Source organism: Microcoleus sp. PH2017_05_CCC_O_A (assembly GCF_020738785.1).
Taxonomy (GTDB): domain Bacteria; phylum Cyanobacteriota; class Cyanobacteriia; order Cyanobacteriales; family Microcoleaceae; genus Microcoleus.
Genome location: NZ_JAEQCB010000050.1, coordinates 66774 through 83742 on the forward strand (window position 1 = coordinate 66774; position 16969 = coordinate 83742).

At 44.8% G+C, this 16969-nt stretch carries 11 protein-coding genes; 7 read left to right on the forward strand and 4 right to left on the reverse strand.

Features of this window, described 5'->3' with window-relative positions; genetic code table 11:
• Positions 1–429 precede the first annotated feature (429 nt).
• From JGK20_RS13490 to JGK20_RS13510, 5 genes are all read left to right on the forward strand, one after another.
• Positions 430–573: a hypothetical protein gene (locus JGK20_RS13490; RefSeq protein ID WP_293230776.1), complete on the forward strand. Its 144-nt coding sequence runs from the start codon at positions 430–432 to the stop codon at positions 571–573.
• Positions 574–596: 23 nt separating this feature from the next.
• Positions 597–6020: a S8 family serine peptidase gene (locus JGK20_RS13495; RefSeq protein WP_293230779.1), complete on the forward strand. Its 5424-nt coding sequence runs from the start codon at positions 597–599 to the stop codon at positions 6018–6020.
• A gap of 8 nt (positions 6021–6028) precedes the next feature.
• Entirely contained in the window at positions 6029–7309 is a 1281-nt protein-coding gene (locus JGK20_RS13500) for a hypothetical protein (protein WP_293190326.1), read from the forward strand.
• 475 nt (positions 7310–7784) lie between these two features.
• Positions 7785–8798 carry a flagellar assembly protein H gene (locus JGK20_RS13505; protein ID WP_293230782.1) on the forward strand — a complete coding sequence of 338 codons (1014 nt, stop codon included), beginning with the start codon at positions 7785–7787 and terminating at the stop codon, positions 8796–8798.
• A gap of 121 nt (positions 8799–8919) precedes the next feature.
• A complete protein-coding gene (locus JGK20_RS13510; protein ID WP_293230785.1) occupies positions 8920–10677 on the forward strand; it encodes a DUF3352 domain-containing protein in 1758 nt (585 codons plus the stop codon).
• 423 nt (positions 10678–11100) lie between these two features.
• Here the strand turns inward: JGK20_RS13510 and mrdA are convergent, their stop codons facing one another.
• From mrdA to JGK20_RS13530, 4 genes are all read right to left on the reverse strand, one after another.
• The gene (gene mrdA / locus JGK20_RS13515; protein WP_293210252.1) at positions 11101–12930 is read right to left on the reverse strand and encodes a penicillin-binding protein 2; all 1830 of its coding nucleotides are present in this window, start codon (positions 12928–12930) and stop codon (positions 11101–11103) included.
• Positions 12931–13101: 171 nt separating this feature from the next.
• Positions 13102–13917, reverse strand: coding sequence for a transposase (locus JGK20_RS13520; protein ID WP_293216880.1), 816 nt, complete (start codon positions 13915–13917; stop codon positions 13102–13104).
• Between the two features lie 79 nt (positions 13918–13996).
• Positions 13997–14581, reverse strand: a complete 585-nt coding sequence (locus tag JGK20_RS13525; RefSeq protein WP_293230788.1) for a helix-turn-helix domain-containing protein — start codon at positions 14579–14581, stop codon at positions 13997–13999.
• A 202-nt stretch (positions 14582–14783) separates the two neighbouring features.
• Positions 14784–15077 carry a hypothetical protein gene (locus JGK20_RS13530; RefSeq protein WP_293176435.1) on the reverse strand — a complete coding sequence of 98 codons (294 nt, stop codon included), beginning with the start codon at positions 15075–15077 and terminating at the stop codon, positions 14784–14786.
• A 113-nt stretch (positions 15078–15190) separates the two neighbouring features.
• Here JGK20_RS13530 and JGK20_RS13535 point away from each other — a divergent pair, with 113 nt between their 5' ends.
• Both JGK20_RS13535 and cysE read left to right on the forward strand, forming a co-directional pair.
• On the forward strand, positions 15191–15673 hold the full coding sequence (locus tag JGK20_RS13535) for a hypothetical protein (protein ID WP_293230791.1): 483 nt from the start codon (positions 15191–15193) through the stop codon (positions 15671–15673).
• Between the two features lie 190 nt (positions 15674–15863).
• The gene (gene cysE, locus JGK20_RS13540) at positions 15864–16661 is read left to right on the forward strand and encodes a serine O-acetyltransferase (RefSeq protein ID WP_293176439.1); all 798 of its coding nucleotides are present in this window, start codon (positions 15864–15866) and stop codon (positions 16659–16661) included.
• Positions 16662–16969: the final 308 nt, after the last annotated feature.

Consider the following 16969-nt stretch of genomic DNA (forward strand, 5'->3'; position numbering starts at 1 on the left):
ATCAATATATGTAAAGAGCATAGTCATCAGACAAATAGGTACGTAGTTGCGCTTCACATCAGACAAATAGGTACGTAGTTGCGCTTCAGCGCTCTTTATCAATATATGTAAAGAGCGTCTATATGTAAAAGTTTCGTAAAGATGCCACACAGCTATTGACACGTTATAACGGTTATTAGTAAGCTCAACAAAGCAACAAAAACAGCCGAACAAAAAAAGAGCGATCGGCACAAACATCTTTCATCAACATCTTTCATCAGAGCGCCGACCATCAGAGCGCAACTGACAGTTTAACGCTGAGTGTAGCACTTTTATTCGCGCTGCATAAAACTCAATCATTGGCTGATAAATTCCAAAAAACAAAAGTCAATACTATCCTTGAACGTCCAAGGAAACGCATTAACATTTGAAAAATCAGGGAAGCAACTAATGTTATCAATCAACTCGCTCACCCCCAGCACAACTACCAGCACATCCATAATTCCTGACATTACAGAAAAGACGCAGTTAGGAAACATTGCCAGCACTTATCATTCCCCCCCCCAGAAAAAAACATACAGCCAAGCGAATTAGACACGATCAACATCTGTCCAGAATTGTTAAAGGAAAGGCAATTATCAGTCGAAAGCAACACAGAGTTACCGATAAAAACCACAGAAATAGACGCTTTACTGATTGAAAAGCCCGGAACGACAATCGATACTCTACCTAAAAAAGACGCAACAACAACCTCCACAATAGATCCAATTACTGGCAACAGCACAAAATTAGAAACTACCAATAACCTCAAAACTGACTCCAGCACATTCACAGCAGAAGCTAAAAATGGGACTGTTTCGGACATTACCAATTCTGTGACAACTCCTGCCGAAATAAAACCAAATTCCTCCGCTACCGAGACTAAAGTTGCAACAGTTTCCGAAGATTCAACTAATACCAAAAATCTGATCGAGGCAAAAACAGATTCTCCAACAGTAGAAACCAAAAACGCAACAGCGACAGCTTCCGAAATTCCCGACAGCAACGCAACAACAGCAGACACAACTCCTGAAAAGTGTAAATGTACTGAAGTGGCAGAAACCAAAAATACGACAGTTTCAGAAATTCCCACTTCTACGACAAAGCCTGCGGAGGTGAAAGCAGATTCTCCAGCCACAGAAACTAAAAACACGACAAAGCCTGCGGAGGTGAAAGCAGATTCCTCCGCGACAGACACGAAGAATACGACAGTTTCAGCGACAGACACGAAGAATACGACAGTTTCAGAAATTCCCACTTCCACGACAAAGCCTGCTGAAGTAAAAGCAGATTCTCCAGCGACAGAGACTAAAAACACGACAAAGCCTGTCGAAGTAAAACCAGATTCCTCAGCGATAGAGAGTAAAAGCGCAATAGTTTCAGAAACTCCTAATTCTGCGACAAAGCCTGCTGAGACAAAAGCAGATTCTGCGACGACAGAGACTAAAAACACGACAGTTTCCACTGCTGCGACAAATCCTGCTGAGGTGAAACCAGATTCTCCAGCCACAGAAACTAAAAACGCGACGAATCCTATCGAGAAAAAAGCAGATTCTCCAGTAACAGAAACTAAAAATCCGATTGTTTCGATAAATCCTGCCGAAGTGAAACCAGATTCTCCAGCCATAGAAGCTAAAAACTCTACTGTTTCTACTGCTGTGGCGAATCCTGTCGAGAAAAAACCAGATTCTCCAGCCACAGAAACTCAAAACCCGACTGTTACGAGAAAGCCTGTCGAGAAAAAACTAGATTTCTCAACGACAGAAACCCAAAACGCGACAATTTCCCCAAATCTAGTCCCAACAATCTCAGAAAACACTCAACTAGCCGTCGCAGTTATTCATTCAATAGACGAAATAACAGGTGAAAAAACAGAAACAACTGCCATTCCCTCAGCTTCTACTGAAACAGAAACCGCCGAGTTACCAGGAATACCAGCAGCAACAGACATTCTCACCGGGGAAATTGAAAATACCTCATTAAATCTCCCCAATACCTTTGTCAATGCAGACACTACCGAAATTACCAGCCAAGCCGATGAAAGTTTCCCACTAATTTATGACGAGGAAATTTCCACACTGTTTGAAACTCTCAACCACACATTAGCCACAGCAGAATCAACCGACAACCATCCACTATCCGAGTCAGAATACACAATTGCCAACTTTGATACCGACTCGGAAAACCTAACTAATATTCCCCAAACAGCCACCACTCAAAATTATTTGCCGTCAGACTCAGCAAATATCATTCCCAACACAGACAATCAGCCAGAAACAACCATTGACGAGTATGCAAACCCTAACTTTGAAACCGAATCCCAAAAAATAACCGTTATTCCAGAAATAGCATCATCCGCAAATAATCAGCCAGAAAATCCTCTTCATATCATCGCCACCAGTCAAAGCGACTCCGAAACCAAGATTAACGAGTACCCAGTTGCTGACACGACTACCGAATTAGAAACAACTCTCAATTCCCCCCAACCAACTCAACTATTAATCGGCATCATCGACACCGGCTTTGCCGCCGACAACCCCAACATCGACTACAGCCAAATCATCCTCGGAAAAGACTTAATCGACAAAGACAACAACCCCCTACTCCAACCAAACGAAGGAAACCAACACGGAAACACAATATTAGAAATAATTGCCGGTGACAAAAACAAAAACAATCACCAAACACCAATTTGGTTGGGAAGAGCCACAGGTTCCGGCAACTGGCACGAATCCTTGATAGAATTTGTAGACACAGCAAAAGCATCAAAACAACCAAACGCCGTAGTTAACCTCAGCTTCGACTTAACCCAAATCAATCCCGACGGCACGCAAACCACACGGCACAAACTGACAGAAACAGAAACAGCAGCACTCAAATACGCCTTTGATAACAACATCCTGATTGTAGCAGCCGCAGGTAATGAAGGCTCGAAATCCTCAGCTCTAGGACAAGCCTCAACCGAATTCCCCAACATCATCACAGTCGGCGCAGCTTCTAACAACAACCGCAGCCCATATTCCAGCTACGGAGAGGGCTTAGACATCCTAGCATTGGACACAATTGGCAGCACAACAGAAACCACAAGCCAACCAAAACAAGGTACATCAATAGCAGCAGCCATCATCACAAAAACCATCTCCCAAATGTGGGAAACCAACCCATCATTCAACCCCCAACAAATCAAAAACATCCTCCTAGAAACAGCAACAGACATCGACGTACCCGGATGGGATGAAAGAACAGGATACGGCATCTTAAACCAAGAATTAGCCATAGCCACCGCCGCCCAAACAATCCCCGCAATCCCAGTATTAGCAGCCACCAAACAATTAATCAAACCCCTAACCAGTCCCGACGAAAACATTAACCAAGCCACAGCCAAACCGTCATCAAGAGCAGCATTAACCAACGCTACAACCAACCAACCAAAAACCACCACTACCTCAACCGGAGACAACAACGTCGGCACCAGTTCCACTACCACAGAACTAGCGCCAAACACTACCAGCAATACCAGCAAATCCGGCAGTACAACCAGCACAAACACCCAAACCAACAGAAGCTACTCACACACAAACTCCAACTGGAACAAAAGCCGTACCAATACCAACAGTAATGGCAACTCTTTTTATGAAACAAAAACAGATACAAACACAAACACCAAGGACTACACAGACAAAAACCTTTCCCTCTACTCAATAGAAAGAACAGATAAATCCCAGTCAAGCAGCAACCGACTCAAATACGAAGGCACAGGAAACAGCCAAACCTCATCCAAACAGAAATGGAGTTCAAATCGCAACTATACCAGTCCTTCACAAACTCAAAAAAGTGCTTCTGACAGTTACCTAAACAGCCAAACTCAATCCGATGGGAAACATGACGGTAACAATGGAGAGAGCAACTCCAAAACCCAAGAAGATTCAGGTTCAAAATCAACGACAAACAATCAGTACACCAGCAGTAATGGAACTTCCGGCGACAACACTACAACTCAAAGAAAAGGAAAAATTAACTGGACTTCGAGCAGCAAAGGCAACAATTCCAACAGCACTTACAGCGGCGATAATTCCGAAGTCACTCAATCCAACTCTCACAGCAAAACAAGCAGCGACTCATACAAAACAAACAACAGCAGCGACAACCATTCAATCACCAACAACACCTGGGACAACACCACAACCAACGGCAAAACCGTCGGTAGTAGCACCCGCGATACTTACTCAGAAGGGAACAGTAATGCTAACAGCAGTTACGATGACGGCAAATCAAAAAATAAGAGCAACACAGACACATATACCCAGAATCAGTCCCAAGAAACAAACAGCAGCAACGGCACTAACTCTTGGAGAAACAATCGAGATAATAATTACTCAGTAACTCAGGGCAACAGCACGGAAAGTTACAAAAATGGGGGAGATACTAGAAACCACAATCGCGACCATTATTCAATCAATAAATCAAACTCTTCCAGCAGTAACAGTGCCGGAAAACCCAGCTCCAAAAACGAAAGTGAAAGCTATTCTGAAAATCAACAGCAGTGGGATACTGAATACAAAGCTGATACTTACACGACCAAAAGTAACAGCGATGAATCGACAATAACCGCGAGTAAAAGTAATAGCAGTACCGAAGGCAACAATACCAATTCGTCTAGCAATAGCGATACCTCAAAGACGAGTAATTCACAGACAGTAACAACTTACAAAGATGGTCGAAAAGAAGAGAGTGGCAGTTCGAGTTACCAAAAATGGTTGAGGGATAGCAGTTACGATAGTAAGGGGGTAGTGAGTGACGTTTACAAGTATTCTAGCTGGACTTCGAGTTACAGCAAAAATTACTTTAAGGGAGGTTACAGTTGGAGTGAGACTATCAGTGGCTCAGATTCTGAATCGACGACTAAAAGAGCTGTTTATAGCAGTAGTCGCAGTGACTGGAGTTGGACTCGTAGCGGGACAGTCTGGGATGATGGCAGGAATGATTGGAGTGAGAGTTGGTCGAAGTCTAGTTGGAAAGATGGCAAGTATTTGCCGAGTGAATCTGAGTCGAAAAGGGGAGGGTTCGATCCGAAGAAAACAACACCGCAGGTAAATGATGTACCGAAATTTGGGGAGGCACCGCGGTTGAATAAGGCTCCGAAGGGGAAGAATGTGCCACCGGAGTTAAATAAGCCTCCTAAGCCGAGTCAGGATATTTGGACACCACCGCGTCGTACTTTTAAAGAGCTTGAATCTGAGAAGGTAATTAATAATGCTCCTGATAATTGGGTTGCTGGGCCTGGTGGTGGTGGAGAACCTTCTTTCAAGGAAAAAATCAGGAGATTATTGACAACAGGGGCAGGGGCGATAGCCAATTATAACAAGATTTTTGCTTTAATTTTTAGGTCTTCACAATCCGAGCGAAGGACAATAACTCAAGACCCAAAAATGATGCGACTCATCAGAGATAGTTTTAGCAGCAAACCAGAGTTAGCAACTGCAATCGCAGCATCCTTACTCACAGGAGAGCAGCGCTGGAGTAACACTCCCAATGACTTGATTTCCCATTTTTTGTATGGAAATACGGAGAATGCTTTATCTTTTGATGCGACAATGAACTGCTGGGAAATGATTTTATATGCAGCTTTTCTCTGCGGTCAAATTAGTGGTAAACAGATCAAGAATTTTCTAGAATCAACTTACCCAACAGGCCGACAGATGACTACAATGGGATACAGTAGAGATCCAGAGTTACCATTCTACCCAACTCGTAAAAAAGATGCTTCCAGCCCAACAAAATATCCTCAGCCTGGAGATTTAGTGTATTTTACAGATAGAACACCATTTCCTGGTCATGTAGCAATCTCACTATTTGGATCGCTAGTTGTCAGTTTGTGGGAATTTCCAGATCTAGGTGATGGAAAAAAGAATCGCATACAGATTATTGATATTGGCGATTTACCAGGACAAGTACAGATCGGACCTCCTCTTGCAGAAGCGATAAAAGCAGGAAAGATTTAGCAACCATCATGAAAAAGCGTTACCTGTTTGTATCAGCAATTATACTGCTTATAACCGCAGTTATTTTTCAAGAAAAATATTGGCAATCAAAGGAGTTAAAAAACCATAGGCAGCCAGAGGAATCAACAAAACCAATTAGTTGTATGCAACTAAAAATTTGGACTATTGCAAAAAAGGAGTGGAATAATCCAATTAAGCTAGAAGCAGTAGAAATGCAACCCCCTCCTCCTGAAGCGGCGCAAGTTAGAGGGATACCAGGCCCTAAATATTACCCAGTAAGACCTTACATAGAAACCTCTGTAAGTCCAGGAGGACTAGCAAGCACTGTCGTTAAAGGTAACGAGCAAACAATGCCGACTGCTATTTTTGTGAGCAAGACTGCAAAAGTGATACCGCTACTAGAGTCGCCAGGGAGTCTCGGTGCTCGCAGTGACGGAGTTTGGTCTATTCGTAATCAAATAATATCTCACTACGACACCACAGGAGTGCTAAAACAGTCCGTCAAAATTCCTGGTACAGAGATTGTAGGTGTTGAAAAAGACGCTGTTTGGGTGATGAGCCTTGACGAAGCTTGGTTTGTAAGTGCCAGTGGTAAGGTACGTGGGCCGTACCCGTGGAAAGGATTTAATAGTTCAGTTGGATCGGGAATTGCACTGTGCACGTTAGATGGAAACAGTGTGCGTCGCATACAATGTCTAGAACCAGATGGAAAAAAGTATGCTGTTCCTATTGCGTTGCATCAACCTATAAAAGGAACACTTTTATCCTTTTCAAAGGAGCGGGTTCTGACTGTGGGTATTGCTGGTGCATTGGGTTACTACAGCACTAGAAATGTCAATGCTGACTTAACCATAGAGAATGCGGGTCTTACATCAACAGGCGATGCTTTTGTGTCTCTTAATGTCGATAACAAATGGGCAGATATTTGCATTAGTAATGGTAGATATCGAAGGCTTTCTATTAAATACAAAAAGCCAGATTTACCATTTTCTATTCCATTCATACATAACTCATTTCCCTTTCCGCTGAGACTAAATGTAGTTGCAGTTGAGGGCGATCGCACGTTGGTTTACGGTTTCGATCGCGCTGTGTGGTACAAGGGATCTCGCGTTGAGAAAACTTTTGTAGTGGACGATAATGTCTATCGCAAAGATATATTTCCTTATCACTGGAGGACTGCTACTAATTTTGTAACTGCGAATAGTTCAGATGGAACAATAATTATTTCAACAAGCGGGCCAACTGGAATGGCAATTATTGGGATGCGTTGGAATCCTGAATCTAAGTAGTTGGACGTGTCGGTGAATGTTGAAAAGTGACTGATTTATAATCCGATCGCCCTCGCGCCCTCGCCCCCGCACAGTCAAACACCCATTTTCTGCGAGCTCTCTGATTGTCGTTTGGGTGCACGAGGGCGATCGCACGTTAAGAGTTGGTAGACTGACAATTACCTATTCCTCACCCATTCCCGGAATTCTCGCACTGCTGTGGTTGCGCCTGCTGTTTGAGTGCGATCGATCGGTCTGTTGCGATTTTCATGTTCCGGTAGCGGCACCATAATTTCTAATTGACCTTGATGATAAGCAATTCTTGTCGAACGTTGGTTTCCCAGTTACGCGAGCAAATATTCATATAATTTATAACTGATATTTGGCAGTAAAACTCTTTGTTCAGAGGACGTTGATATTGTTAATATTTGAGTTGGGTTTGTATTAATGACTATTTGTTTGTGTAAAATAGCAGGGAGTGCAAAACATTGACTTTATGACTAAGTTTCCCCACGATCAGTTTGCTAAAGAATACCTTCAAGAGTTATTGTCGCCTCTGGGAGAAGTAGAAACCAGCAAAGATGTCACCGCTGAAGTCAGAGAAATTGATGTCTGGTTTCAACCCACTTCTTTTGAGGGCGAATATGTTCAGAGTTTGGGTTTATTGGGTAAGATGGCTGCTACTGTAGCTGTGATTGAGCCGTTTCGCAATCCGGTTAATACTGAGGGAATCTTCAGTTGTGTGGTAAAACTATTAAATAGTAGGGCGAAACTGGGGCGGCAGACTAATCGAGAAGACCAGCGTTTAGAAGAAAGACAATTGCCGAGGTTGTGGATTTTAACTCCCACTGCTTCGGAACTTTTACTGGACAGTTTTGGTTTTCGGGTTCCCGAAGAGTCGGAGGGCTGGGCGAAAGGAGTTTATTTTTTAACTCAGGTTTGGAGAGTCGGACTAATCGCGATTCACCAGCTACCGAGAAGCCCCGAGACTATGTGGTTGCGGATGTTGGGCCGCGGGCGGGTACAGGGGGATGATGAAGATCAGGAGTTAGTTATGGCGATTGCACCTCTTTTTCAACAACATTTAGAAGCTGCACAACAACAAGGCCTCCAACAAGGCCTCCAACAAGGCCTCCAACAAGGCCGGGAAGAAGGACAGCGGATGATTTTGGAGAGTTTTTTGCAAGTTAGATATGGGGAGTTAGACCCACGAACTGTCGCATTAATTCTACCGATTTCGGCTTTGCCTGTTGCCGAGTTCACCTTGCTGTTAGTGCAATTATCTACTCTGCCTGCGGGAGAAAATGAACACCAAAATGTGCAAATTTTGTTGGCACAAACAGTTATGGAAAAAACCTTCATTCAATCGGGACAATTAGAAGAAATCCCGGTAAATCTCATCCCCGATCTGCTGGCTTTATCCCCAGACAATTTATCATCGCTGTTGGCAGACTTGCCTCAATTATCGATTGAAGAACTGATGGCTAGATTGGCACAATCATTGACTTAGAAAAAAATAAACTGACGGGTAATAGCCTGTCAATATTGGGGCGGTTTCTCACAGACACCGCCTCTATATTTTGCAGGTGTCAATAGCTACGGTCATGCGCTACTGTAGTTAATAGTAGACTGTGGTCATTAGTCCTTGTTTTATGAAGTTGCGATCGTTCTTTTCTTTCCTCATTGCTGGCGTTTTGGCTCTCTTAGCCTTGAGTGCAGGCGGTTTTTACTGGCTGTCAACCAAAACTCCCCTCAATCTGCTCGCCGGTGGGCCGACAACTACTCCGGCTGCGGCTGTGTTTGTCTCGAAACAATCACCTGTGTTAGTTTCAATGCTGGTAAATCCCGATCGCCTCGAAGCATTGCGACAAATCTTTGCCTCTCCTGAAGAAAGAAGCCGATCGCACGCTGAATTCGAGCAAATAAAAAAAAGCTTCCTCGTTAATACTGGCCTGGATTACAGTCGCGATATCCAACCTTGGATAGGTGACGAAATTACTTTCGCCACCACCACGCCAGATTTCGACGATCGCGAACTCAACAACGGCAAACAAACCGGGTTTTTGCTAGCCGTTTCCTCCCAAAATGCCGATCGCAGTCAAGAATTTCTCACTTCCTACTGGCAAAAAGAATCTCGTAAGGAGAAAACTGTGCAGTCGGAAGTATACAAAGGTGTCAAAATTTATTATAAAGAGTCACCAATAACTAACCCTAAAAAAGATTCGATTTGGTCTTTCAACTCGCTTTCTCTACCAAATTCAACTTTGCCTCCCAGCTTTGCAACAGCAGCAATCGGCGGTAGTTCTGATTCAGGAAGTAACAGTAGTTTTGTTTTATTTGCCAACAGTCCGAACGTGCTGCGAGATGCAATTGATAACGTAGAATCAGCAAACCGGAATCTCAACAACAGTCCTAACTATCAAAAAGCTTTGCAGCAGCTAACTCAAGGCAGAATAGCTTTAGGATTTGTCAATCTCCCGCAGCCAGCAACCGAGAAAAATCCCCAAGTTTCCCCCAATTCCCTCGCAGTTGCTATCGGAGTCAACCGACGGGGATTGCTGGCCCAAACTGCTTTGGTGACATCGGGAGACAAAACAGCAATTCCCACACTCTCCGCACCAGTGCAAGCCTTGCAGTACATACCCTCAGCCAGTCCTTTCACGGTCGCCAGCACCGATTTAAGGAATTTTTGGACTGATTTGTCATCGGCGGTGTCAACTAACGCAGAGGCTTCAAAATTAGTCGATCGCGCGATCGCAGATATTCAGCAAAATTCGGGCGTCAATTTGCCCCAAGATATATTTAACTGGGTACAAGGAGAATACGCTTTAGCCGTGGTTCCGAGTTCGTCAAACACTCCCGACTGGATTTTTGCGGCCGAGAAATCTGCTGATGCTCAAAAGGCGATCGACAAACTCGATGAAATTGCCCGCAGCAAAGAATACAGTATCGGCAACTTTACTCTCAGAAACCAGAAAATTACCGCTTGGACGCAGTTGACAACGAGCCAGAGTTACGATGTAAAAAATAAGAGCAAAAGTGCGATCGAAACCGAGGCAAAAGGAGTTCGAGCCACTGTCGGCAAATACGAAATTTTCACGACTTCCGTAGAAGCAATGGACGCAGCACTCAAAGCAGCCGAAACAGGCTCTTTGGTGGCAAATCAAGATTTTCAAACCAGCATCGAACCGCTACCGCCAGCTAACGACGGCTATTTTTATTTAGACTGGCCCTCTAGCAGAGCAATTTGGGAAAAACAAATCCCGTTGTTGAGGTTAATTGAACTTTCTGCAAGACCACTTTTTGACCACTTGCGATCGCTCACTGTCACCAGTACGGGAGAAGTCGCAGGAATTCGGAAAGCTACAGTATTTATGCGGCTGAATTAGTCAGTTGTCAGTTGTCAGTTGTCAATAATTCGGACAGTTTGATGCCATCCGTAGGGGTGGTAAAAACCCGGTTTTTTACGTAAACGCACCTCGACCATCTATCAGCAGTGCAGTGGGAGCATCTCAGTTTTGATTTTATAGTGCTGTCCCCGCTCGCGATCTATCCAACACTCGCGAGCGGGGACGCTCGCACTGTAAAGAAATTGCTTTTTCCAAAAGTGAGAGGCTCCCAGTCCAGTCATGAGTCATAGCACGTTTAAAAATTATTGGCACAAACATTGTGTTTGGGCTTACTGTCTCATAACTAATGACTGATAACGTTCGCGAGCTCTTAAGCTCGCAAAACATGACTAATGACTAATAGCGTTCGCGAGTAACGTTCGCGAGCTCTTAAGCTCGCAAAACATGACTAATGACTAATGACTACTCAGGATTGACTACTATTGGGTTGACTGGTGTTTTAGGTTTCCCAAAATAAGCTTGAAACACCTCTTTGGCGATGGGGGCCGCGGCAACAGAACCAAAACCGCCATTTTCCACAACCACGGCGATCGCAATTTCCGGCTTGTCCGCAGGCCCATAGGCCACATACAGCGAGTGATCCTTCTGTCCGATCACCTCCGAAGTCCCAGTTTTGCCCGCTGTTAGTGGAATTGAACCGTCATTGAGCCCCTGTCCCGTACCGTCGGTAACTACTGCCACGAGTCCTTCTTTAATCACATTAACTGTCGAAGGTTTCATCCCCGTAGGTACTGGTTTTGTCTCAGGCTTGCCAGTCAGAGAAGTCAAAAGATGCGGTTTGACCCGATTACCACCATTGGCGATCGAACCTACCATCACCGCCGCCTCCAAAGGAGTCACCAACACGAACCCTTGACCGATCGACATTGTTACCGTATCACCAGCATACCAAGGTTCTTTATAGATTTTTTCCTTCTGGGCCGGGGTCGGCATTTGACCGTGATCGCCACCGCCTAGGCCCAAAAGCTTCAAATCCGTATCCTTGCCAATGCCCAAGCGGTGTCCCCACTTAGCAATTTCGTCCGGCCCGGCACTCATCCCGATTTGATAAAAAAACGTATTGCTGCTGAAAGCCAAGGCATCCCGAAAGCCGATGTTTCCGTAACCGCCGCTGTGTTCGTTAAAATCAATTCCCCCCACAGTAATGTAAGACGAAGTACCAATAATTGAGTCCGGCGAAAACTTGCCCGACTCCATCCCCGCGACGGAAGTCACAATTTTAAACGTGCTGCCGGGGGGATAGCCTTGCATGGTTCGATTCACAAATGGATTTTCTTCCTGTTGAAGAGTTGCCCAATCATCCTTAGTGATTTTTCGCGTAAACAAATTGGGGTCAAAAGTCGGGTGGCTGGCCAAAACTAATACCGCGCCGGTTTTCACATCAAGGGCCACTACTGCTCCCCGGCGGTTCCCCAGGGCTGTTTCGGCTGCTTTTTGCATGGACAAGTCTATGGTTAGCTGCACTGCCTCGCCCGGTTTGGGCGGTGTCTCCCCCATCAGTCGCAATTCTTGATTTTGGGCATTTACTTCGATCAGCCGATCGCCCCACACACCCGCAATTTCCTTGTTAGAACTTGCTTCTATGCCCATCTGACCGACAATCATCCCCATTGGATATTCCGGGTGAGCTTTCAAGTCTTCTGCGGTAGCTTCGCCAATATATCCCAAAACGTGAGCAGCTAAACTGCCTTCGGGATAGTAGCGGCTTGCTTCTGGCCGCACTTCCACTCCCCGCATTTGTCCCACCTGTTCTGCTAGCGGTACAAACAATGCTGGTGGCATAGCTTGCTTGATTCGCACCGGTCTGTAGGATAGAGGATCGACTTTTTTTAATTTCTCTAATATTTCTTTAGCCGGGATTTTTAGCAGCGGACTCAACTTTTGTGCTGTCACTTTCCACTCTTCGGGCGTTTGTTCTTTCGGCCACAAATAGACCGATCGAGCTAAATTGTTAGCCGCTAGCAGCTTGCCTTTGCGATCGACAATGTGTCCGCGATTCGCCGGCATCGGTACTAGGCGAACGCGATTGTTTTCGGCTCGTTCCCGGTTTTGCTTGCCTTGTACCAGTTGCAATTCCACCAGCCGGCTAGCGTGCAGGCCCAGCAAACCGGTTGCTACTAGCATTAACACGATCGCCCGGTGTATCGGACGCGACTGTTTCTTAGGAGTTTCCAGCAGAGTTTTGTCATTCGAGCGAAATTCAGAGAGCGCAGAAATTTCTCGTTGCATCATTCTATAGGTAGATGTTAAATCCTAGATTTTAGAGTCCTGATTGTCAATTTTGCAGTATACATCATCACACCCGGGGCCGTTCTATAGGTGCAAGCTGCATTAACGGGAATTGACCGTTGGGCGAAGCGGAAAGATTGTTGACACTCCCCGGCAGTCAAGGCACGGGGATTCTTAAGACATTTCGGTCTTAATATCCCTATGGCTAGGGTTCCCAAACTCACCACATTTGCTTTTTGAGCGTGGTGATACCTTTTGGGCGTCTAGGTACATAGTACCAGGTTTCGCAGAGTCCCCGCGTACCATTTTCAAAGCTCGATCTCTAATCGTTTTTGCAGCACCAATATCAGCGTGTTCATGATAGCCACATTCTACACAGATGAATTTTTCACCATCTCTGTTGGACTTATCTATATGACCACAATTTCGACATTCTTGGCTAGAGTGTTTAGGATTGACTTTAATGACGACCTTTCCTTGCTTTGCAGCTAGATACTCAATCTTCAAAATCAATTCACCCCAGCCTGCATCAGAAATAGAGCGATTTAAACCTTTTTTTCTGGACTGTCCATTTTTGAGAAATCTTCCAGTTTTCTCCTCAATTTTTACACGACAACGACGTAGCATTCCAGAAATATGTAAATCTTCTAAAGCAATTGCATCAATATTTCGCTCCACTATTTTGTGAGCGACTTTCCATTGATACGCTTGACGCCGATTGCTGATTTTTTGATGTAATAGTCCTACTTTTTTGGCTGTTTTTTTCCGATTTTTACTGCCTTTGACTTGGCGACTAACTCGTCTCTGTCTAATTTTTAAGGTGCGTTTAACTTTTTTATTAGTTGAAAATTTGGGATTTTCAATTTGATATCCATCGGAAAGATGCACCAGCTTGGTAATCCCTAAGTCGCATCCAATTACTTTAACCACATCCTGGAGAGATTTAGCCTTGTAATCGGGAACAGACTTGTCTTCGATCCTCAGAGACACGTACCAACCATTTTGGCGCTTCCTGACAGCACAAGCTTTGATATAGCCTTTCTCAAAAAGGTGAGGTATGACTGACAGGTTATATAACCACTGAAACCAAGAGGGCTCTCTTCCCAACAACGTCCGCGAATCTTTCGTAAAACCGCATCCAACCTACTTTGGGCAAGTAGATTTTGTTACCTTGTATCTTTATTCCCATTACAAAAGTAAAAGAGGTAAAGTTACTACGGTTTTTGAATTGAGGAAATCCTCTGCCTTCAAAAAAGTTTCTGTAGGCAGTATCTAAACGTTTAACGTTCTGTTGCAAAACTGTTGAGTCACTGCCACTATACCAAGGTCTAGCTATTTTGAGCTTCGGTAAGGATGTGATTTGAATGTCACCAGCAGTGCGACGAGGATTTTTGAGTTTACCTTCAAAATCTACCTTGCCATCTTTCCAGGGATTCCCAGTTGCACCATTTTTACTGACGAAGCAGGTTAATGGACAAGCTTCAACCTGATTTCTGAGATCGGAGTAGTCTCCTTGAACAAACTGTTGGTTATATTGAATGATTCTGTCGTTCAGGCACCAGTTATAGTGACTTCTCAACATATCCACCCAGTTTGAGATTTTTAAATCTTGGGTTTGATTTGGACGAAGTTTGTAAACATAGTTGGTCAACAAGATTGAGTCACCTCCTGTTTGTTGTGTACCTGATTTAAGCTTAAACTAAAATCTATTGGATTGAAGGGTTTGTCATACTTCTTTGTATTGAAAAGGTTTAAAAGTTGAAGCCTTGCTCTATATTTGAATTAAAGCCGTCCTATAATGACGGGGTTTTCAACCCAATTTTCTGATAATTGGCTTTTGAATAACTAATAACTCGTCACCGATCGCTGCAAACTAATCGCCCAAGCACCAAGAAATAGCCAGCAAAATCAAAGTCAGGCTGAGCCAAACCGGGAAATGGAGCCAGCCAGATAGAGTCATAGGTAACAATAGCAAAACCTCGGCGAATAGGGAAGCAATTCCCAATACAGAGGCAAGCAGTATCAAATTTATCATCTTGACACCGTACAATTGCGGGTATGAGCGTGGCGCGTGTGGCAGAACTGGGAGTGGCACGAGGAAGGGCGATCGCACAGGTGTTGTTCTGATAAAAATAAGGAAGAGAAACCAAGAGGTTTTGAACTAATTAAAAAAAAATGTTCTTCCTCTCCTAGTTCGGATTCTTGGGGCTGCGATGGGTAAATTCTGAGTTGTGATTTTAAGTTGTGACAGAGGAGTAGTGCCATGTTGTTTAATCCGCGAGTTCATTTCAAAAACGCTGCGATCTTGGCTGCGACTTGTGCGATCGCCACCCACCCAGTTTTAGCAGAAACAGCCAATTTCGGCACATTAATTTTATCGCGAGGTTTTGGGGCCCCAACAGCAGCTTTGAGAGGTTCCACAGGCGGATCGTACTCTCTATCTGCCATTGCCAACGCCGATCGCCACAAAAACAAATGTTTGGGTTTTGCCACTCCCACTCCCGACCACATCATAGTCTTGCAGCAAAACTTTTCAAAACTCGCGATCCAAGTCAACAGCGGAGGCAAGGACACAACCTTACTCGTACAAGGCCCCGGTAACACCGTGCGCTGCGGAGACGATACAGGTCAGAATAAAGATGCTGGCATTGTAGATTCAGACTGGCAAGCAGGCTCATACAAAATTTGGGTCGGTACTCTCGAACCCGGAGTCAAGTCTAACTATACGATCTCAGTACAGGAATAGGGTGCAGTGGCGCTGTGAGGTGGGGACAATCGAATATCTTCAAATTTTATCGCAATCTCCCCCAATCTGCTCCAGGGACACTCCCCCAATCTCCGACTCCCCAAATCTCGCGCTCCGCCACTAACTTCCCCCATCAAGTAAAATGTAAGATCGAAAGTGCCGTGTTTAACCAAAATTGGTAAATCCGAAAGTGCTAAAGACTCTTAGAGCTGACTTCAGTATAATTTTCGATCGCGACCCAGCCGCTCGCAACTGGCTGGAAGTTTTGTTTTGTTACCCAGGTCTTCAGGCCCTAGTGCTGCACCGCCTCGCACACTGGCTTTACGTACTGGGTCTTCCCTTCATTCCCCGCTTAATTTCCCACATTGCTCGCTTTTTGACCGGCATTGAAATTCACCCAGGGGCAACGATCGGCAAAAGCGTCTTCATCGACCACGGTATGGGGGTTGTGATTGGCGAAACAGCGATCGTCGGCGATTTTGCCCTAATTTACCAAGGTGTCACCCTCGGCGGCACAGGCAAGGAAAGTGGCAAACGTCACCCTACCGTCGGTGAAAATGTAGTTGTCGGTGCCGGCGCCAAGGTACTCGGCAACCTGCTAATTGGCAACAACGTTCGCATCGGCGCCGGTTCCGTCGTCCTGCGAGACGTACCATCTGACTGTACCGTTGTAGGGATTCCCGGCCGCATTGTTTATCGATCGGGAGTGCGCGTCAATCCCCTAGAACACGGCAGTTTGCCGGATTCCGAAGCTGCGGTAATTCGCTCTTTAGTCGATCGTATCGAATCCCTCGAACAGCAACTAAAAAGTTTGATTCCCCAACCATCTGCCTCATTAACTTCTGTTTCCGATTTCCATTCAGCATTCTCAACTTTAAATCAAACCAGTCATGTAGCTGTAGCTGAAAAAAACCAATTAGCTGTTGCCACCGCTTGTCAGTTAAAAGATAAAGCAATTCAAGAATTTTTCGACGGCACCGGCATCTAAAATTTGAATTGGGAATTGGGAATTGGGAATTGGGAATTGGGAATTGGGCAAACAGGGCATTGGGCAAACAGGGCATTGGGCAAACAGGGCATTGGGCAAACAGGGCATTGGGAAGAAGGCCCGCGCAGGGAAGAATGCCCGCGCAGGGCATTGGAACCAATAACCAATAACCAATAACCAATAACCAATAACCAATAACCAATAACCAATAAGAGGCCTCCACAAAAAGAATGATCCAATAGCTATGTGGGTTTAGCGAAAATTTCCACAAACCATTTGTGAAGATTGGGCAGACGATTTATCTGGGT

What these genes read in the sequence shown, in the direction of transcription:
- JGK20_RS13490 (WP_293230776.1), top strand. Translation starts at nt 430, where the DNA reads ATGTTATCAATCAACTCGCTCACCCCCAGCACAACTACCAGCACATCC.
- JGK20_RS13500 (WP_293190326.1), top strand. Translation starts at nt 6,029, where the DNA reads ATGAAAAAGCGTTACCTGTTTGTATCAGCAATTATACTGCTTATAACC.
- JGK20_RS13505 (WP_293230782.1), top strand. Translation starts at nt 7,785, where the DNA reads ATGACTAAGTTTCCCCACGATCAGTTTGCTAAAGAATACCTTCAAGAG.
- mrdA (WP_293210252.1), bottom strand. Translation starts at nt 12,930, where the DNA reads ATGATGCAACGAGAAATTTCTGCGCTCTCTGAATTTCGCTCGAATGAC.
- JGK20_RS13535 (WP_293230791.1), top strand. Translation starts at nt 15,191, where the DNA reads ATGTTGTTTAATCCGCGAGTTCATTTCAAAAACGCTGCGATCTTGGCT.